At 46.7% G+C, this 19,856-nt stretch carries 18 protein-coding genes; 5 read left to right on the top strand and 13 right to left on the bottom strand.

Features of this window, described 5'->3' with window-relative positions:
• Positions 1–78: 78 nt before the first annotated feature.
• Complete coding sequence (locus L0G63_RS00625) at positions 79–981, top strand: phosphatidate cytidylyltransferase (RefSeq protein ID WP_301448909.1); 903 nt, start codon at positions 79–81, stop codon at positions 979–981.
• Positions 982–1,022: 41 nt separating this feature from the next.
• Here L0G63_RS00625 and L0G63_RS00630 read toward each other — a convergent pair whose 3' ends face one another.
• From L0G63_RS00630 to L0G63_RS00640, 3 genes are all read right to left on the bottom strand, one after another.
• Complete coding sequence (locus tag L0G63_RS00630) at positions 1,023–1,850, bottom strand: SDR family oxidoreductase (RefSeq protein ID WP_301448910.1); 828 nt, start codon at positions 1,848–1,850, stop codon at positions 1,023–1,025.
• A gap of 171 nt (positions 1,851–2,021) precedes the next feature.
• Entirely contained in the window at positions 2,022–3,257 is a 1,236-nt protein-coding gene (locus L0G63_RS00635; RefSeq protein WP_301448911.1) for a patatin-like phospholipase family protein, read from the bottom strand.
• Positions 3,247–5,898, bottom strand: a complete 2,652-nt coding sequence (locus tag L0G63_RS00640) for an alpha/beta fold hydrolase (RefSeq protein ID WP_301448912.1) — start codon at positions 5,896–5,898, stop codon at positions 3,247–3,249. The genes L0G63_RS00635 and L0G63_RS00640 overlap by 11 nt, the downstream gene beginning before the upstream one ends.
• 196 nt (positions 5,899–6,094) lie before the next feature.
• On the opposite strand from L0G63_RS00640, the gene L0G63_RS00645 reads away from it, so the two are divergent.
• Positions 6,095–7,006 carry a lysine exporter LysO family protein gene (locus L0G63_RS00645; RefSeq protein ID WP_301448913.1) on the top strand — a complete coding sequence of 304 codons (912 nt, stop codon included), beginning with the start codon at positions 6,095–6,097 and terminating at the stop codon, positions 7,004–7,006.
• 116 nt (positions 7,007–7,122) lie between these two features.
• On the opposite strand, the gene L0G63_RS00650 is transcribed toward L0G63_RS00645, so the two are convergent.
• From L0G63_RS00650 to L0G63_RS00675, 6 genes are all read right to left on the bottom strand, one after another.
• A complete protein-coding gene (locus tag L0G63_RS00650; RefSeq protein ID WP_301448914.1) occupies positions 7,123–7,716 on the bottom strand; it encodes an OmpA family protein in 594 nt (197 codons plus the stop codon).
• Positions 7,717–7,793: 77 nt separating this feature from the next.
• On the bottom strand, positions 7,794–8,132 hold the full coding sequence (locus L0G63_RS00655; protein WP_301448915.1) for an OmpA family protein: 339 nt from the start codon (positions 8,130–8,132) through the stop codon (positions 7,794–7,796).
• Positions 8,129–8,398 (bottom strand): hypothetical protein, encoded by a 270-nt coding sequence (locus L0G63_RS00660; RefSeq protein WP_301448916.1) that lies wholly within the window; start codon positions 8,396–8,398, stop codon positions 8,129–8,131. The genes L0G63_RS00655 and L0G63_RS00660 overlap by 4 nt, the downstream gene beginning before the upstream one ends.
• A gap of 10 nt (positions 8,399–8,408) precedes the next feature.
• On the bottom strand, positions 8,409–9,101 hold the full coding sequence (locus L0G63_RS00665) for an OmpA family protein (protein WP_301448917.1): 693 nt from the start codon (positions 9,099–9,101) through the stop codon (positions 8,409–8,411).
• A gap of 27 nt (positions 9,102–9,128) precedes the next feature.
• Positions 9,129–10,388 (bottom strand): FAD-dependent monooxygenase, encoded by a 1,260-nt coding sequence (locus tag L0G63_RS00670; RefSeq protein WP_301448918.1) that lies wholly within the window; start codon positions 10,386–10,388, stop codon positions 9,129–9,131.
• 108 nt (positions 10,389–10,496) lie between these two features.
• Positions 10,497–11,804 (bottom strand): UbiH/UbiF/VisC/COQ6 family ubiquinone biosynthesis hydroxylase, encoded by a 1,308-nt coding sequence (locus L0G63_RS00675; RefSeq protein ID WP_301448950.1) that lies wholly within the window; start codon positions 11,802–11,804, stop codon positions 10,497–10,499.
• A 608-nt stretch (positions 11,805–12,412) separates the two neighbouring features.
• Here L0G63_RS00675 and L0G63_RS00680 point away from each other — a divergent pair.
• Both L0G63_RS00680 and ybeY read left to right on the top strand, forming a co-directional pair.
• Positions 12,413–13,501: a PhoH family protein gene (locus L0G63_RS00680; protein WP_301448951.1), complete on the top strand. Its 1,089-nt coding sequence runs from the start codon at positions 12,413–12,415 to the stop codon at positions 13,499–13,501.
• A 162-nt stretch (positions 13,502–13,663) separates the two neighbouring features.
• Complete coding sequence (gene ybeY, locus L0G63_RS00685) at positions 13,664–14,269, top strand: rRNA maturation RNase YbeY (protein ID WP_301448919.1); 606 nt, start codon at positions 13,664–13,666, stop codon at positions 14,267–14,269.
• An 11-nt stretch (positions 14,270–14,280) separates the two neighbouring features.
• Here ybeY and L0G63_RS00690 read toward each other — a convergent pair whose 3' ends face one another.
• Positions 14,281–15,156: a mechanosensitive ion channel family protein gene (locus tag L0G63_RS00690; protein ID WP_301448920.1), complete on the bottom strand. Its 876-nt coding sequence runs from the start codon at positions 15,154–15,156 to the stop codon at positions 14,281–14,283.
• 125 nt (positions 15,157–15,281) lie between these two features.
• On the bottom strand, positions 15,282–16,232 hold the full coding sequence (locus L0G63_RS00695) for an energy transducer TonB (RefSeq protein WP_301448921.1): 951 nt from the start codon (positions 16,230–16,232) through the stop codon (positions 15,282–15,284).
• A 274-nt stretch (positions 16,233–16,506) separates the two neighbouring features.
• Here L0G63_RS00695 and L0G63_RS00700 point away from each other — a divergent pair, with 274 nt between their 5' ends.
• On the top strand, positions 16,507–17,292 hold the full coding sequence (locus L0G63_RS00700) for a hypothetical protein (protein WP_301448922.1): 786 nt from the start codon (positions 16,507–16,509) through the stop codon (positions 17,290–17,292).
• Between the two features lie 101 nt (positions 17,293–17,393).
• Here L0G63_RS00700 and L0G63_RS00705 read toward each other — a convergent pair whose 3' ends face one another.
• Positions 17,394–18,209 carry a ferredoxin--NADP reductase gene (locus L0G63_RS00705; protein ID WP_301448923.1) on the bottom strand — a complete coding sequence of 272 codons (816 nt, stop codon included), beginning with the start codon at positions 18,207–18,209 and terminating at the stop codon, positions 17,394–17,396.
• Positions 18,210–18,374: 165 nt separating this feature from the next.
• The gene (gene nuoN, locus L0G63_RS00710; protein WP_301448924.1) at positions 18,375–19,853 is read right to left on the bottom strand and encodes an NADH-quinone oxidoreductase subunit NuoN; all 1,479 of its coding nucleotides are present in this window, start codon (positions 19,851–19,853) and stop codon (positions 18,375–18,377) included.
• Positions 19,854–19,856 lie beyond the last annotated feature (3 nt).

The following is a 19,856-nucleotide window of genomic DNA, read 5'->3' on the forward strand; positions in this document are numbered from 1 at the left end:
ACGCTATCATAACAATTCGGCTGTAAGCGTTGCAACATAATCCGCGACATAAAATGGTGGCATTTGGATCTTAAAGGTATGGCTTCTGATATCGTCTTTGTGATCGCGCTAATGGGGGTGGTTAGCGCGGTATGGGGAGCGCTGGCCATACCACGCCTGCGCAGACGCCTACCGAAGATTTATCTGATCGCACGCTCATGGTGGTTTATGCTGGCGGCGCTCTTTGGCTGCTATGCAATCGCAAAGATAGCAGATCGCCATGCCGAGCTTTTGACGTCCAGATACCCCTATCAATGGCTGCTTATTGGTTTTTTTGTGCTGATCGGCCTGCGCGGTGGCTACGAAATCAAACGGATATGGTGCCTACCTAGTAGGGCGCGACTGATCCATAAGCTACAAAGCCGCGGCCTGCAGCCAAGCGTCACTCCCACCTCTTCTGCTGACCACACCGCTAGCGCGACCACTCCACACTACACGCACCCAAGGGGTTTAGATGGGTTATTGAGCATGGCATTTGTCGCCTTGATTGTCAGCTTGATTGCCCTCCAGCAGCTGACGTGGCAACGCGAGCAGTATGGTGTCTTATTGTTTGTATTATTTGCCAGTCAATTTAACGATATCGCACAGTATCTATGCGGTCGCCTACTTGGTCATCGTCTGTTTTCACGTGGCCTAGCGCCGCGCATCAGCCCCAACAAAAGCATTGAAGGCGCTATCTTTGGCAGTATGTGTGCCGCGCTACTGGCATCGCTACTGGGGGTCTGGCTGACGGGATTTGAATGGTGGCTTTGCTTGCTAGCCGCTTATGGATTGGCAGTGAGCGGTATCGCAGGCGATCTGCTAGAGTCTGCGTTTAAACGTCAGCACGGTATCAAAGATACAGGTACCATGCTAGCAGGGCACGGCGGCGTATTGGACCGTATCGATAGCTTGCTGATTGGCGTGCCTATTTTTACCGTCCTTTATTGGCTACTGGGTTAAATAAAGCCTGTTGCAAAGACAGTTTTTTTACTCATTTTTCATTACTCATTGTTTTTATCAAGCTGGCTGCGTAATACCCAGTCTAATAACGGCTTGGGCACACTGTTTAAGGCATAAATAATATAACGCATCGCTCGTGGAAATATGGCAAGCTCGGTATCATCAGCGATCGCTTGCATGACATGCTGGACGGCGATCTGTGTACTGATGATAAATGGCTTATGACTGGCGTCACCGTCATTTAGATCACGCAGCGCTTGGGTATCGATATAGCCTGAGGCGATGCCGTTTACTTGAATATCATACGGGCGCAGTGCCAAGCGATAGGCGCTGGCCGTGGCTATCATCGCGCGTTTGCTTTTGGCATAGAGGCTGGCATAGGGATAGTCCAACGCCCCAGCGATGGAGGCAATACAGATGAGACTTGGCTTGCCATATTGCCTCATGTCAAACGATGTCGGCTGTTGTTTTAGCCGCTCACTTGCCCACCAAAACACCTGCTCAAATGCTTGTAAGTTAATCGCTAGCATGCGCGTGCTGTCTGCCGCATTGAGCGTCCGCACCCGCTCGTTGGTATAACTGCCTGCACTATAAACCAGCCGATAAAACGTGATGGCAGATAAGCGCTGCAAAAACTCATGCGTTTGGGCGCGGTCAGTCAGATCACAGCGATAGGTGATGATGTGCGGATACTGACGATTGATCTGCGCTATTTTTTGGCGATCGTGACCCACCACACTCACATGCCAGCCCAGTTGCTGGTGATGACGTGCCAATGCCAACCCCAAACCACTGGTGCCACCGACGATGATGACGTGCGGTGCATCAGCTGTGGTAGGCTTTAAGGCGTTTGGTTTAAGATCTGTCATATCATCGGTTCGGCATAAATCGCGGTATTCGTATATCGTCAGTTCAAAACACCATCGTTATAAGTCTAAGCGCGCTACTGGGATAAATGTGGCGTAGCCGCTGGCGGTATAGGCATAAGCAAAGGTATAAACACAGTACACCTGTAAAACGGTAGCGCTAACGTAGGTCAACTATAGCGTATGCTGCCGAATATAGCTGCTCGTTCGCTGATAGCCATATTGCCACTGCGCCTGCATTTGCTGCACAAAACCATCATAATCACGATGAATCAACGCTACGGTCATTTGCTTTATACTAAAGCGCTTTTGCACGCTTTGGCCTGCGAGCTGCTCGGCATTGTCAGCAAACGGCAACCAATGCAGCGGCTCGGTATGGCGATGGCTTGCCTCTCTATGATAGCCATGCACCTGTGCCAAACGAGCATTGGGATCAAAACCAAAGACACGCTTAATCGCTGGGGCAGCAAGCCAGGTATCATACCCCGCTTTGCTCTCGGCAAATACCGTTTGCCCCAGCTTACAGGCCAGCTCAACGGGCGTGAGGTTGATGACACCGCCTAAACACCAACCGAGCGCTGAAATATGGGTAGGTGGCAGATAGTACATATCGGCCATAGACGCACGTATCGCGTCTGCAAACCTCCACTGGCTCACTATCTGTACATGCGGCGGTATGCGCCCATCAGCAAACGCATGCGCAGGTGATCGTATCTTATCATCAGCTTCGCCTTGCATGGCGGCGGCAAGCGACATCATAGTCGCCACACGCGGCGAGGCAAATAACAACTCTTGCAATACTGCTGCTGGACCCGCCCCCGTATATGAGGCAGGTGGCCACGCGCTGTCAACCCCAGAGGCTTTTTGCAGACGGCTGGCGATGATGGCAACCTCAGGTATGGCTTGCTTGGTGCTTTGAATACGCTTATGACCACAGGCACTCTTGTCTCTACGCTCATTGGCAACACCAGATAGCGAATCGAGCCAATACCGCTCATCATCGATACGAAACATGGCCAATTGCTGCAGCTCTGCGAGTAGCTGCTCATAGCTGGCTGGCGATGAGCGTTGCGGTTTGGCGCTTTGCTTGCTTGCTAAGCGCCAACGCTGTATGGCCTGCGTTATATAGCGCATTTTTAATCGTCTATTTGCTTCATCTGGCCTGACATGCCTGATTGCACAAATGGCGGTATACAGTTCATGGCTATACAGCAGTGCTTGCAAGTCTTTTGGCTCAGGTGCAAGATGTACCAAATACGCCGAGAGGCTGCCGCCGCAAGTACCTATGATCATATCTGGCCTCAAATCATGGGCGACCAGCGCGGCATAACTGCCCAAATAATAGGCAAAGCGCGAGCCGCCTCCCGAAAACAGCTGCACACGCTCATATGTTGTGTGCTTATTTGTCATCGAGCGGGGCGACCTTTACCGCCAGCGACACTGTAAAGATACCAAAACGATCGATACGCATGCTGACTTTTTGAAAGCCTGCCTGCCTGACCAGCTGGTCCATCTCCGCTTGTGAGCGGCAACGCATCACCCAGTCACGGCCGCGATGGTTGTTTAAGGTTTTACTGATAAACTCTTGCTCAGGGTGCCATGGTTGATTGGTATAAATCAGGTAGCCATTTGTGTTTAAGTTATCATAAATACCTGCTAATGCAGTCTCGGGTAAGCGGTTGTCAGAAAACAGCTCAAACAATCCAGAGACGATAGCCATATCAAACCCTGCATCAGATTTTGCGTTATTTGATGATGGCATGTGTAGTGATGACGCGGTGACACTATCCTCCTGCACGGCCTGCGTATAACTGGCAGGGTCAAAAGCGTCCTGCTGCCTGACCACCACTCGATCAGTGATACCTAAGCGTTCAGCTTTTGCTTGTAGCGCTTGAATATTATGTACCTCATAATCTCGCAGCTCAGCTTGTAGTCCCGTAAATTCCGTCAACAGATCAAATGCATAATAACCATGACCACTGGCGATATCTAGCAGCTTTGGTTGATAGCGCTTAGAGCTACTTGGTTTTTCCCCTTGGGGGTTGTTGTCTTCGATAGCTGTCAGTGCGGTACGCGCCAGCTCTAATATATGCTCGCGGCGGATACGAATGCCTTGCCAGCCGATGTTGTTAAGATAGAATTTATCGACCGCTTGACCAAACTTGTTTTGGCCACTAGGCTGGTTTTGATAGACATGATCGAGCGAATGCCCTGAGTCAAAGCCATGCTCAAGCCCTGTGGCAATCGCATCGCTGACATGACCAAATGTTTGCATCGCCAACCGAGTTAGCGCAAAGCTTGGATTAAATGGCTTGATGGCCAGTCGATCGACCTTGTCTTTGCTAGCGCTATGCAAATGCGCCGCTCTTAAATCCGCTGTTTGTACCGGTGTGCTAAATACGTCCTCGGCAAACGCCAGACAGTCGGCAAACACGTCGGCTTTGTTGGTCTCATGAAAGATGGCATGGTAGCTATCAGGATACAGCTGCCAGCGTTTGCTTAAACTATTGATCGCCTCATAAAATGTCCGCTCTGCTTGCTTATCCACCACATAGTCTTTGCCAGCACACAAGACAAAGGTCGGTACGGTGATGGCCTCTGCATCATCGAGCAGACGCTGACCGGTCGCGTGCGTGTCGATCAGCAGGTCGGTTGAGATGCTGCTAGAGATCAGCGGGTCGGCATTGTAGGCGTGCTGCGCGTCTTGGTCATGGGTGAGTACTTGCGCTTTGACGTAGCTGCTGACGCGTGACATCAGCCCAAGCGTACGCGCTACCTTTAGCGACGGTATGGCAAAAGGCAGATACAGACGAATCTTGAGCGCAGGTGTGCCGAGTATCATGCCGCGGATGTTGGGCGCATAATCATGCACCCACGCGGCGGCGAGCACGGCACCGATACTACTGGCGACGATTAGTGTGTCGTCGATGGCGATGCCGGTTTGTCCCATCACCAGCTGAACAAAGTCATTTAAATCGCGCTCAAGCTCGGTGACGCTCTCGGCATGATCTTTGATACCGCCTGATCGGCCATTGCCGCGCGCATCCCACGCAAACACCTGATAGCCTGCCGCTGCAAACTGCTGCCCCAGCTCTGCCAGACGTCCTGAATGCTCATGACCACGATGCAACAAAATCACTTGCCGTAAGCACTGATCGGCGTTTTTTAACTGCTCAATAGGCATCGTTAGCCAATAACGGTAATAAATCGCTGTGCCATCATGCGCGTTATAGCAGCTCTCACCTTCTATCACGGCAGCTTGTAATACTTCTGTAGCCGCGCTAGGAGAGGCTGGCATATCCTGCGCCGCTGTATCATTTATATTTATAAAATCAGAAGACATGGTCTGGGACTCCAAAGTAGTATGGGCTGAGCGCGGTACAGGCGGCTGACGCTGTAGATACAATGCGGCCATATAGCGCAGACGATTGAGGCACGTTTTTAGCAGTAGTATTTCTATTAGCATAAAAAACGGACTTGCTGAGCGATCAGACAATGATATCGGTACGCTAAGGCTTTTTGCCGCCCCAAGCACGCCCAGCACAAACGCACGGTCACTTTTGCCCAGCGGCCCTTGATTGGCTCGAGCGCCCACCGCAGCATCGCAGGCGATGGCTATCAGCTCAGTGCTGACACTCAGTATCATTAGCCCAAAGACATGACGCTGCTGATGAGCCTGTTGGTCAATCACATTTTTAGATGGACAGCTTGGCTGAGCGCTATGAGGTAGCAAGCTGCTGATGAGCGCCGTATCGGCAATAATGTCACCTGCTTCATTGAGCACACCGCCCAGCGCAGATGCCTGTGCATGCTCACGCGCCATCATGCCATCGATGGCATTGAGCGCCATACGCACAAACAGCGACGACGGTAGCAGCGCCCAAAGCGCCTGATGGTGAGCCGCGGGCTTGGCAATCACATAGGCCGTCCCTAGGCTGAGTATTACAGCAGATATCGTCACTTGATTGGCGCTGCATCCTGACTTAGCCAATGTGTCGCTTATGGGGCGCAACTGGTCTTGAAACTGAGATTTGAGCTGATAGAGCGACATAGTTCTGACCACAGAGATTGAGTGCCTTAATGTAACAACAAAAGTTGATCAGGTAAAGATAAGCCAAGCATATAAAAGTACTATTCGCGGCCAGTATCGTTCTATTTTATGATGAATATCATGCGCGGATAGTCGTATTTATAAGTGAATATGATACAATCTTCGGCTTGTTTAAAACCGCTGCGAGCCTGCCGACATGCAAAGCCTGATTACCCTTGTTCTTGTTCTTATGCCGATGTTCATTGGCTTTGCCATCCCCTCGAATCCCAAAATGACCAAGCTTGCGGATAAAGGCTTGTCGTACTTGGTGTTTATTATCTTGGCGCTCATCGGTATAGAGCTATCACAGGTAGAAGGGCTGGGCAGTCAAATAGGTGAGATTGCCCTGTATGTCATTATATTGTCGATATTGACCATAGGTACGGGGCTATTTAGCCTAATGCTCTTTGATCATCTAAAACCTTGGCAAGCTAAAAAACCAGTAGCCAAATCTAAAGAGCATCGGGTCAGTATTAGAGGCAGCTTGGCACAAGTGATTTGTGTCGTGATTGGCATGGTGATTGGTTATTTTTTACCGGCAGGTTATATGCCGCCTGAAAACACCATGACCGTCATGCTGATGATATTGATCTTATTGGTCGGTATCGGTCTCAAAGGCTCAGGCATCACCCTAAAAGAAGTCTTGCTCAATAAGCGCGGGGTGGAGATGAGTATTATCTTTACCCTTTCGATATTGGTAGGCGGGCTTGTCTTTGCGCTGATGTTTAGCGATGTATCGTGGACCAAAGGCTTGGCGCTGGCGTCTGGATTTGGCTGGTACTCGCTATCGGCCATCGTCATGACCGATGCTTATGGGGCGATTTGGGGCAGCGTGGCGCTGTTTAATGACTTGATACGGGAGTTCTTTGCGCTGCTATTCATTCCTGTATTTATGCGCAAATATCCTTCGGCTGCTGTCGGGCTTGGCGGTGCGACCAGTTTGGATTTTACCTTGCCTATCATTCAACAGTCAGGTGGACTAAAAGTTGTGCCATTGGCAATCAGTTTTGGCTTTTTGATTAACATTGTCTCGCCAGTGCTGATGGTGTTCTTTTCGGCGTTGGGGTGAGTATAGATTTAATAGTCGCTAATTCAGCTGATAGCTAAGACCGATAGCAAATTTACTTAAAACTCAACGTATTAATCTGTACATAAATCGTTTATCGAGATATAAAACAAGTTGCTTTAAGGCTCTTGAGCTAACCCATAAACTCGGCGGTTCATAGACCTACCCTCTTCGATATCAGAAGAGGCTATGGGCCGCTGAGCACCATAACTGGCGGTACTTAGACGATTAGGATCAATTTGATGCTGCATTATCAGATAGTTTTTGACGATAATTGCTCTATTTCTTGTTAGAGAATTTGATCGCAATTTTTTATCTACTTCATCTGCTGAAGCGTGCCCCTCAATACGCATAGTTGCTGTGTCGTACTCTTGCAATTTTTTTGCTACTTTATCAAGCTCAAGCTGGTACTCTTTTGATAACTCACTACTACCCTTGGCAAAAAAGGCTCGGTATTCCATTTTTAGACCGACACCAATAAGAGTAAATGGACAGCCTCTTCGATCTACTACTGTATGAAGTGGCGTTTGTGGACACTCATCTATATCATCAAGGATGTCATCGCCATCTGAATCAGGAATATCCGGTATCAAAGTAACGATATTATCAATCTGAGGTATATCGCTAGGTGGCGCAGTTGAAGTGGTTTGACAGCCAGCTAACGCTATAGATGTTGCTAGCAGCAATAAATTTCTGTAGTTTCTAGTTGTCATTATTATTCTCTTTTCGTCCAGAATGACTTACAGCTTTATTTATCATCATTTTCAATCTTTTTGAAACGTTCAATATATTACTCAACATTGCTAATAAGCGCATAAATACGCTGATTGAGCCAACTGTTTTCAGCATCATTAGGCGCAATTGGACGTTCTGATCCATAGTAAACGGTCTTAATACGATCAGGACCGATGTTATATTTCGTGGTCATATAATTTTTAATCCCTTCCACACGGTATCTTGATAATGTTTGATTGGCGTTAGTTTCTTCACGTTTGGATATATGCCCTTCAACACGCATGACAGCGTCCAAATGATCTTGCATTTTCTTGCCTGCGTTATCTAGCTGTTCATAATACTCACTTTTTATCTCACTGCTATTTTCATCATAATAGGCTCTAGCTTCCATCATAAATTCGTTTTCAGCAAAAGTAAGGAGTGCGGACAGCCTCTTTCATCTATTACCACGTTATACGGAGTGCCTGGGCATTGATCCAATTCGTCCGGAACACCATCACCGTCTAAATCACGAGTCTTTGCTTGCATCTTCTTGATATTTTCATATTGAGATGTATTTTTGAGTGGCGCAGCCGTAGATGTACTCTGACTCTGACAACCAAAAAGACTAAAACCACTTAAAATAACTAAAGCTAATGGCAATACTTTATAAGTTTTCATACATATCCTATTATGACTCAAACCGCTCACAGTACTTAGCGTACTCACCATATATTTCTATATAATAGTCATATTCAAGATTCGTTAAGTCCTGTACTGAACTGCTGGCCTTTAAGGTTACTCGGCTTTGTTTTGACTCAATACTTTCATTATTAAGCGCTTTAAAGTTTCGATCTATATTTTCTGTATTTTCAACAAAAATATTATTTGAGCAATCATAAGTACGCATACGCTTAGCATCAATTCCATGCTGCGATGCTAAAGTATTCTTGACGATAAGCGCCCGATTGCGCGCTAAAGAGTCTTGATTAATTTCATTTGCTGCTACATGACCAAAAATAAAAACATTAGCTTTTGGATACTCATTGAGACTTTTTACCATAGTTATATAATCTTCATTATAAATAGCAGGTAATTGACTGCTCATTGGCGGGAAAAAGCCGTTAAATTCCATTTCAAGCCCACTGGTATAGACCTCTATAAGACAGCCTCTAGCATCCACTACTGTATGCAGTGGTGTTTCAGGGCACTCATCTATAACATCAAGAACGCCATCGCCATCTGAATCAATCTCTGCTTTCATCGTTCTGATATTTTCATATTGAGGTATATCGCTAGGTGGCGCACTGGTTGTGGTTTGGCAGCCTATTAACAATAAAGTGCTTATAGCAACCGTCACTATATTCAATGATTTAATATTCATAAGCTACTCATCCTTAAGCTATTGTCCCTAAACCCCACTCGCCTGCCTAGCAAGCAGATGCATTAAAGGTTTAATCTTGCCCACACGATACATGCCTTCGCTACGCAGTTGCTGAACTGGACGAGTTTGTGCAAGCTCGCCTGCAAATAACCAATTCAGCGCGGAAAAGCTATGCATCATTATGCTATTATGCGGACGACGCAAGCGCTCATAAGTGCGTAATGTTTGCGCGCTACCCCACAAGCTGTTACCGCTGCGCTGATAGTCGTATTCTAATTGCGCAAATAGTTCTTTTACATCGAGCATACCGAGGTTCAACCCTTGGCCTGCCAGTGGATGAACGCCATGCGCGGCATCGCCTATGAGTACTAAGTTATCAGCGACGTAGCTTTTTGCTTGCTGTGCTGTTAAAGGAAAACTGGCGATGGATTCGATCTGATGGATAGCGCCCAGCTCGTAATGACTTGCCGCTGCGAGTTTATCTGCGATAAAGCGGTCGTCTTCCTCTATCAATGCCAATGCCTGATTGCGCGGCAAGGTCCATACGATAGATTGCCAATGTTGTGGATTTACCTTATCGTCATCAGTAATATCCGCTAGCGGCAAGAGCGCTAGCGTGCCCGTTGGCAACATGGCTTGGCGAGCAGTCGCTTGATGGGGCTTTTCGGTCTGAATCGCACAGCAAATCGCGGTTTGCTGATAGTCCAAAGTATCAAGCTCAATACCTGCTTGACGACGCACAAACGAGCCGCGACCATCAGCACCAACCAACAGACGCGCATCAATCGCTGTCCCATCATCCAAGGTCACACGGTAGCCTTGCTGTGCACCTAGCCAGTCCATATTGACTACTTTGTGTCCAGCGATAACCGTCAGATACTCGCTGACATCCGCTTCATGCAGACGCTGCCACAAGGCATACTCAATAACGGCTGGCTCCACCATACTACCGAGTATCTCAGGCGCAGCGCTTTGGTCATGACTGTCACCAAATAATAGCTCGCCCATGCCATTCAACTGCCAAACCTGCATTTGCGAGTAATCCGCCTTTCGTCTTGATAGCGCTATCTTTTGCCAAGCGCCTACGTCTTTTAACAGCGCAATGCTGGCGAGGCTCAGCGCATAAACACGGGCATCTCGCTTGCCAAGCATTTGTTGCCACGCTGACTCGTCACGCGCAGGACGGGCATCAACCAATGTCACTGGCATTTTATTTTGTGCCAGCTTTAGCGCGAGCGTCACCCCAACGATACCGCCACCGATAATCAGCGTATGATTGTCTTTCATGAATTATCCTTTCTGGAGCATTGCCTGTCCATCATCCTATAAATGATGCACGGACGACGCCCCTCTTATTTATTGTATATTTTGAAAAAAACGTATTTTTATGCGCTTCTATGACTTTAGACCCATTGCATAGGTCGCAACCAATGGCTTAATGTTTGGCAATTTATCAAAGGCCAGTAATGCCATATTTCGTGCCAGCTTAATGGCGGGATTAGGATGCGTGAAGCCATGTACCACGGCATCACAGAATCGAATCACCCGCTTTTGATCCGTTTGACGCGCTTTCTCATAGCGCTTTAGTAATTGTGCATTACCGATGTCTTCGCCTTTGAGCACTTGTGCGCTCATCATCTGCGCCAACACATGCGCATCTCGCATACACAGATTGAACCCTTGACCCGCAACAGGATGCAGGGTGTGAGCGGCATTACCCATGATAACGCAGCGACCCTCGACCTGCTTGTCTGCCAGCACGCGAGACAAGGGATACGCGCCGCGGCGACCAGCAGCAACGAATTTGCCAGCGCGTTGTCCAAACGCTTGCTGTAGCGTCTGCAAGAAATGCGCGTCGTCTTCTAGATATTTGGTTTCTTCACCTGTTGGACAGACCCAAACCACAGAGCGTCTATAGCCTTGTTGATAGGTGTCATTGCCATCACCTTCTGGGTCCGTCAGCGGTAGCACCGCCAGTGGCCCTGCTGGGCTAAAACGCTCAATCGCTACATGCTCATGCGGTCTATCGGTCTCTACCACACCAACAATAGCCGTTTGCTGATAGTCATAGGTTGTGGTGCCGATATCTAACAATTGACGTACCGTAGAGTCACGTCCATCACAGGCAACCAATACGCTGGCTTGCAGCTGTTGCTCGTTTTCTGCTTCGCCATCATTGCTAAAACTCAGCGTCACGCCATCCACTTGTTGGGCAACGGTATTAACGCTGGCATTATCAATCAAGGTAATAAGTGGCGACTGCTGTGCGGCTAATAAGAGCTTACGCCCTAGCCACGCGTTTTCAATGACTTGTCCAAAGGATTCTACTTTCTCTTCGGTTTTATTGAGCTGTGCGCGCCCAAAGCTGCCTTGCTCGCTAATCTGCACGCTATCAATTCGGCACGCATGGCTTTGTAGCTCGTCCCATAGACCAATCTCTTGATAGATCTGTACTGTGCGCCGCGATAATGCCGTATTACGACTGTCTAGGTAATGACGGCGCGTACGGTCATCGGACGGACTAATAGTGGGATAACGGTTTTTTTCTAATAACGTGCTCGCAATACCGTGATACGCCAGCAATAACGCAAAAGACAAACCGACATGACCGCCGCCAACGATAAGCACCTGTTGGTCGGTGATGGCCTTTTTATTATCAGATCTATGCTTAGTATTGAATGAATGTGAATCAGTCTCTGGCATCATTATCGTTCCTATTATAATTTTTGGGTATAGAGATCTTTAGTGATTGATAGCCGTTTTATTGGATAGCCTTTATCTGATAAAGGCTGCTTTTTGCTCAATCGTAAAGCGCTGTAATATCGCTCATAGATTACCACAAATTGCCTATCCTGCTGTGCTCTTAACCGTAGACAAATCGTTTGTTTACGCTCAGCGCAACGAATATGGACATCCATACTACTAAAAAGATCTAAGTGATCAGCGCCTTCATAAGAGTGTGTCGTTTTACTAACGATAGCGTTGAGATAATAAGTGCTGCGGCATAAGACTTGCTTGGTTTAACTTGATAGCCGTCTATGCGCAGATTGCAATCGATATACAAAAACGACGCTATCCGCTCAATGTATCGCTTGAATTTTAAAAATTCTCTACCATAATGAAGGCAAGACTTTTATTTATTATCTTCCACAAGACCAACAATAATATTACCGTCATTTTTAGTATCTACTATAACTACTCGACACCTATATAACGCCATTAACCACTTTATCTCTGAAACCTATGACGCCACCAAAAACCAAATCACAGCGTCGGGCACACAATACAAGGATAATCGCTTGACTGATACCATGAGCCGCCGTATAAAATTTGAATCTCTAACGCCAGCACAGCTCAAAACCGTGCTTGGTGAATACAATAACCACATGAAATATATCCAAGAACGCCTCGACATCAAAATCATGCAGCGCCAAGGTGATTTTTGCTTGAGTGGCGATGTGACCGCCGTCGAGCGCGGTGAGCGTATCATCTACAAGATGGTCGATGAAGCCCAAAACACCAAAGATATCAGTGCAGAAGAGCTGCATCTGATTATCCAATCTAGCATCTCGCGTGATGAGGATATGGACGACGAGGAGCAAGAGGATGACATCGAGGAAGATGATAATGTAGATGAGGCAAATGAGTTTACGCCCGTCAGTTTGCGTACGCGTAAAGGCCGTATTATCCCGCGCGGTGGCAATCAGCAGCGCTACGTAAAAAACGTCTTAAGCTCTGATGTGTCATTTGGTATTGGCCCTGCTGGTACTGGTAAAACCTATCTGGCGGTTGCCTGTGCGGTCGATATGCTTGAGCGTAACGAGATTGAGCGTATCCTACTCGTACGTCCAGCGGTAGAAGCTGGCGAAAAGCTGGGGTTCTTACCTGGTGATTTGACGCAAAAGATTGACCCTTACTTACGTCCATTGTATGACGCGCTGTATGAGATGATCGGGTTTGAAAAAGTCGGTAAAATGATCGAGCGTCAGATTATCGAAATCGCCCCACTTGCTTATATGCGTGGTCGTACGCTCAATAACTCCTTTGTTATTTTGGACGAAGCGCAAAACACCACGCCTGAACAGATGAAGATGTTTTTGACACGTTTAGGCTTTGGCTCACGGGCTGTGATTACAGGTGACATTACTCAGGTTGATTTGCCACGCGGTCACAAATCAGGTCTCGCGCAGGCGATGGATATCTTAAAAAACATTGAAGAGATCCACATCACCAAGTTTGACTCAAAGGATGTAGTACGACATCAGTTGGTACAACAAATCGTTGAAGCTTATGACGTATATGACGAAGAGCAACTGGCACTACAAGAAAAACGTAAGTTTGAACGCATAAAAGAGCAAGAGCGCAAGCAAGCCATCACGGACGCCGCCGCCAAGCTATAATGACGTTCGCTATACGCTAGATTTAAAAAACCGGATTACTAAAGGTAGTCCGGTTTTTTCTTGGCAGAGATAGCGTATATTTAATATTATTTGGGTTAAGCATGGCCTAGAGTTAGTGTGTTTGACTAGGCACACCCATCTATAATGAGACAGGACAATAATATGAACCAGTTTGACAATGATAATGGCCATCAAGATGAAAAAAACCACACTCAGGATGAGAGCTTGGTAGCGCTTGATATCAATGCAGCCGATAGTATCAGTGACGAAGTATTGGATAAATTTTATGATCGTGAGCAGCTACTATCTATCATGATGGCGACTTTGGATGATATGGATGGGCGCATCAACGACGGTCTGACGCTGCCCTACTTTGCCGATATTGATTCTGAGCTGTGGCAAGATAAACCTAAAACCTTGGATATATACATTACAGATGAAATCGAAGGCCAAGCCCTCAATTTAGAGGCACGCGGTAAGGACTACGCGACCAATATTTTGTCTTATCCAAGTGAGTTGCCTGCCGCCGTCATTGAACTTATGCCAACGCTACCGCTCGGTGAGCTGATTGTCTGTCATGACGTGATGGTGCGGGAGGCTCGGGAGCAAGACAAAACCGTGGTGCAGCATATTAGCCATTTGCTGATACATGGCATACTGCACCTACTGGGTTTTGATCATGAACTCGGAGACGCCGAGCAAGAAGAAATGGAGCGATTTGAGATTGAGATTTTGGCAGGCCTAAATCTACCAAATCCCTATCTTTAATTCAGTCTTAATCAATCTTTAGTGGTCGGCAGCTTTTGTGCTTGACCCATTTGATTGATCATTTGATCCAAACCTTTGACATGGACACTGCGCTGCGGGAATGGAATCTCAATATTCTCATCATCCAACGCGTGTTTGAACTGCTCAAGTAACTGGCACTGCATGGTCCACCAATCAGCGTTGGTCGTCCATACGTTCAATGTCAAATCAACTGAATTGTCGCCAAGATTGGTCACTCGTACAATAGGCTCAGGATCAGTAAAAGACAACGGGTTATTTCTGGCCAGACTCAGCATCAGATCTTTGGCCGTTTTGATATCTGCATCATAGCCAATGCCCACGGTGATATCGACGCGGCGATTGGGTAGTGCTGTATAGTTGACCACTGCTGAGGTTGTGATGTCGCTGTTAGGAATAATGATGTCATGATTGTTAATGGTCGTTAGATGCGTGTTGACCAAGGTAATCTCTGTCACTGTACCCGTATAGCTGCTGATCTGCACATAATCACCGCGTACAAATGGGCGAAAAGTCACGATCATAATGCCAGCGGCAAAATTTGATAATTGATCCTTTAAAGACAAACCAACCGCAACGGCAGCACCGCCCAAGATAGCAACGACCGAGGTGGTCTGTACGCCCACTTTGCTAAGTGCGGCTAAGACTACGACAACCAATAGCACGCCATACAACAGACGGCTTAAAAAGCCCGTCACGGTCTCATCTAAATGACTACGTGCCATGAGACGGCCAGAGAAAACGACGGCTTTTTTGGCAAGCCAGCGCCCAACGATAAATATAATTATTGCCAAAGCCACCTTGATGACTATCTCTAATGCATTGCTGGTGAGCGTTGCAACATCTACTGTAAAACCTAAAAATTCCATACTGACTCTTTATTCTATAGCGGTTTGTGATAAGTTTGAATATCTGTTGATACTACGATCGTCAAATATTATGACGTATTCGTTATTATTCTATGTTTATTTATCGTGTTATCTGCGGTTTGACCTTAGTAAGTAACGTCCACCTTGTCACTATAGCGATAGGTACGTATCAGTCGCAACTCGACAATATCGCTCATCTCTTTGGTAAATTGTCCAAAGGGGGCCGCTTGTCTTACCGATTGTTTGGCCGCCTCATCGAGTATCGTCGAGTTTGAGCTTTCTAGCAGACGAATGGCTTTGATATTGCCATTGTTACTAATGATGACCATGAGCCGCACTTCACCAGTGATACCTTGCGCGCGGGCCTGTACGGGATAGTGCAGATTGCCGACACGCTCGACATGCTCACGAAAGGTATTGATATAGTCGGCGGCGGCCCCGCGTGTGGTCGAGTTACTGTCCATGGTCACAACTTTGGACTTGGTGGCATAGACTTGTTGACGCTGAGAGAGCTGTGCTTCTAGAGTAGCGATTTGCTTACGCAAACGCGCTTCTTGTGCCATGATGTCATCTTGTGCTTGTTTGCTATCATTATCCGACTCTACGCTCGCCTGACGCCAGCTTAGCGTGGTGCGCAGATAGCTCTCTTGGTAGCGCTGCTGTCGCACTTGGCGCTGCAGATTGATGACGTCTTGTGTCTCACTCATTTGCTCAGCAGACAATGGACTCATTTGGTCACTCTCTTGTCTTAGTCGCTCCTCTATGGTACCGCCGCCTTCTTGTGAAGCGTTGGCAATAAAATGAGCGTCCTCATTTGGCTGCATATTGTCGGTGAGCGCCTTTGCCACATCTTGCATCATTGCCGCAGGATCCTTACCCATCGAAAAGCTGATACCAAAGATAATCAGCACGTGTATGGCAACTGCAATGACGACCGCAACAGCTAAGCTCACATCACGCTTAGGCGGCTGCGCTGAAAAATGGTAGCTTTGTGAGTCTTTGATATAGGCCACGATGGGTCTCAGATTATGGACAAAAAATATCATGGCAGTGTCGGTATAAATGAGCACTGTCATGATGTACACGATATATGTTGGCGCTATCATAACATGACATAGAATTAAGTCGCTAGCCCAACCGATAGTGTCGAGAGATGGCGCTAACCAGTCAGTGTTTACAACCTTTCATCTACTTAAAACAAATCCCTATCACTAAAAATGTTATAAAACAGGTATCGTCTTTATGATATCAAATGAATTGTCATAAAACGCATGTGTCCATTTTGAAGCCACGGTATTTGTTATATACTGTTTTAGAATGGTAGTGCTAAGCCCTATAATTATAAGGATAATGAGTTTGAGCGACTTCGATCATGTGAATAATTCAGACAGTTTTGACGAGTTCTTTGAGAGTATTGGCTATCGTTTTGATGAGTCACTTGGCAGTGGTTGGGAGCGTATCGCCCAGTCAGTTAAAGACATTTATCATAAAACCACCGATAAACTCGAAGATGAGCTGTCACTACCAGTCGCACAAAAATACGTGAATGAAGCGCTTCAAAGCTTTGTAACGGATAATGTAAAAGCCATACTAGAGCTACGTGTCGAGATGCATGATGACTGGTTTCGCTTGTACTGTACGGTCAATGTGGGTGGTATTTACGCCGAAGTGGCCAGTAACTTTAGTTTGATACATGTCCAGCTCGATCGTAATGTCCAACGCTTTGTATTTGGTCAGCAGACATATACTGATATTTTAAATTTACGCTGTGAGTCTTTTATCAAACGCCAAGGGATCAAGCTTGCTATTTGGTTTTATCATAGCATCCTTAAAAAAGACCCATTGGGTTTCATTCTCTCTTACGTCAATATTGCCCGTCCGAAAGACGAAGTGATCTATCTCGATATTCATCGCTGGCTAAAAAACAATAAAAAGATCATGGGCGCACTGTACAAGGTGCAGGTCAACTATGGAGAGCTTGAAGAAGAGCAGATGGTTTTAAAGGCTCAAATCAACTACCGTGATTTATTGGCTTCCAGCAATAACGAGGATATCATTAGCGATGCAGATGAGCCGCAATTGATGCAAGGCCCTATCAGCCCTGTAGATGATGCCACCGAACCCAGCCAAGAATAACGATCCATAAATGATGTCTCCAAAAAAAACACTACATCTCACAGGTTATTAGCCTGATAGATGTAGCGTTTTTTATTAAATGAGACAATCGTCAGTGGGTACTACCAATAGTTCTCAACAGCAATATTACCCTCACCTCGGCGATTCATGACCAATCCTAGTTTTTTTAACGCTTCTTTAGTGTCTTCTACCATATCTGGATTGCCGCACAGCATGACATGGGTGGTATCAACATCTAATGCGATACCCGCGCGCGCTTGCAACGTGCCTTCTAATAACAGTTTTGGTAGTCGCTCTGATAATGCGCCGTCAACAGTCTCTCGGGTGACGATAGGAATGAAAATCAGCTTTGCAGGATTATCAACCAGCGAGCCAAAATCGTCTTGCAAGCGCTCGATTTGCTTAACGTAAGCAAGCTCATCCGTCGAACGAGCGCTATAGGCCAGTACAATATGCTCATAATCCTCCCATGTCTTTAGGTCTTGGAGCATCGACAAAAACGGTGCAAGGCCAGTGCCTGTGGCAAGCAGCCACAAGTCCTTAGGTAGGGGTTTTTGGTAACGCGCCAAAGTCAAAAACCCAAATGGCATGGTGTTAAGGAGTAGCTCATCGCCCACTTGTAGATGCTGCAACTGTGAGGTAAAAGCACCATCAGGAATCACAATAGAAAAAAACTCTAGCACCTCATCAAAGGGCGAAGACACAATTGAATACGCTCGAAAGATATCTTCATTCAATGCTTCATCACTTGCCTCAACCTGCTGATAATACTTCAGCCGACTGGGGTTGACCCCCAAACGCACAAACTGTCCGGCAGTAAACTTAAAACTATCAGGACGGCTGACGGTAAAGCTAAATAAATTTGGCGTCCATGTGGTTTTGCTAAGCACCGTTACCGTTTGAATATTATCACTCATAACTGTTCATCACTCATATTTTATTAAATGGTATTTTTATAAGATAGTTTTGCCAAAGACAAAAATTAAGCAAAAAAAGATGCGCCAAGCTTATCATAAAGCGGGCGCATCTTGGTTTTTTAACCGTAACCGTAGATAAAACGTATTTACTGCTGATTCTTGATACTACCAAATACGAGCCAAACTTGCCCATTCAATCATGCTATTTGGCAAGATACCAAAGAACAGGATAATCGCAGTCACAGCAATTACCATAATACCGCCGGTACGAATACCCCATTGTCCAGACACGTCAAACTCGATGAACTGCTTAGGACGTTTGAATAGTGTGAGTAACACGCGCAAGTAGTAGAATAGACCAATCGCACTACCTAGGATAATCATCGCAGCCAAGAACCAGTTGGTGCCCTGTACCGCCGCCAAGATCGCAAATAGCTTGGTGATAAAGCCGGCGGTCAATGGAATACCAGCCAGTGACAACATCATGATAGTCATCACAGCGGTCAATACTGGACGACGCCAGAATAGTCCTTGATAATGAGTCAACTCATCGGCTTCACCAGATAGGCGATATGGACTCGACATTAATGTCACCACACCAAAAGCACCGATAGACGTAAAGGCATACACCGCCATATACATACTAGAGATGCTATCAGCGGCAGCACCAATACTGACGATAACGATCATCACATAACCCATATGGGCAATAGACGAATAGCCCAATAGACGTTTGAGGCTGGTCTGACGCACAGCCAACAAGTTACCTACCAAGATAGACAAGGTTGCCATCACCATCAATAACATCTGCACCGATGGCAATGCCAATAAAGAGGTATCGATTAAGAATCGAACCGCCAGCGCCATCATGGCAACTTTTGAGACAGACGCCAAAAAGGTCGCAATAGGTACAGGCGCGCCTTCATAAACATCTGGCGTCCACATATGAAAGGGGGCCGCAGAGAGCTTAAAGGCAATCCCAAACATCATCATCGCCGCACCCAATATCAGTAGTGGCGATTCAAACAAATTGCCTAGCACCATACTGATTGGCTTAAATGCTAGTGAGCCTACTTCTGCATAGATAAAGGCCATACCCATGAGTAAAGTCGCTGACGCGGTCGCCGACAACACTAGATACTTCAGCCCCGACTCAAGCGAGCGGTTACGCATATAAGTGTAAGCGAGTAAGCCATATAAAGGCACTGACAACATCTCTAGACTCATAAAGAATGACGCCATATGCTGAGCACTGACCATGAGTAACGCGCCAACAGTCGACAGCAGCATGAGCAAGTACAGCTCTTCTTTATTGTCTTTGAGGTTGGCCAGATACGCATACGATAGCGTACAACAAGCCAATGCGCAGATCAGGATCACCACCATATTGAACTGAGCAAAGTTATCAATCACAAATAACTGCTCAGCATTTGGCGCGATAGCACCGCTTTCGATAAAGCCTGTCATTTGCCCAAGTAACGTAACCAGAGCAATATTCAAACCGACCACGGTAATTGTACCAGTGACCATATGCGAGCGCTTGATAGTGATGGCAATCATCACCACGAGTACCGTAATCACTACGGCGATAATCGGCGCGTAAGGCACAAGCCCTATCAAATCATTCATTGTAATCTCATTCATGAC

It is taken from the genome of Psychrobacter sp., from assembly GCF_030454045.1.
Lineage (GTDB): Bacteria > Pseudomonadota > Gammaproteobacteria > Pseudomonadales > Moraxellaceae > Psychrobacter.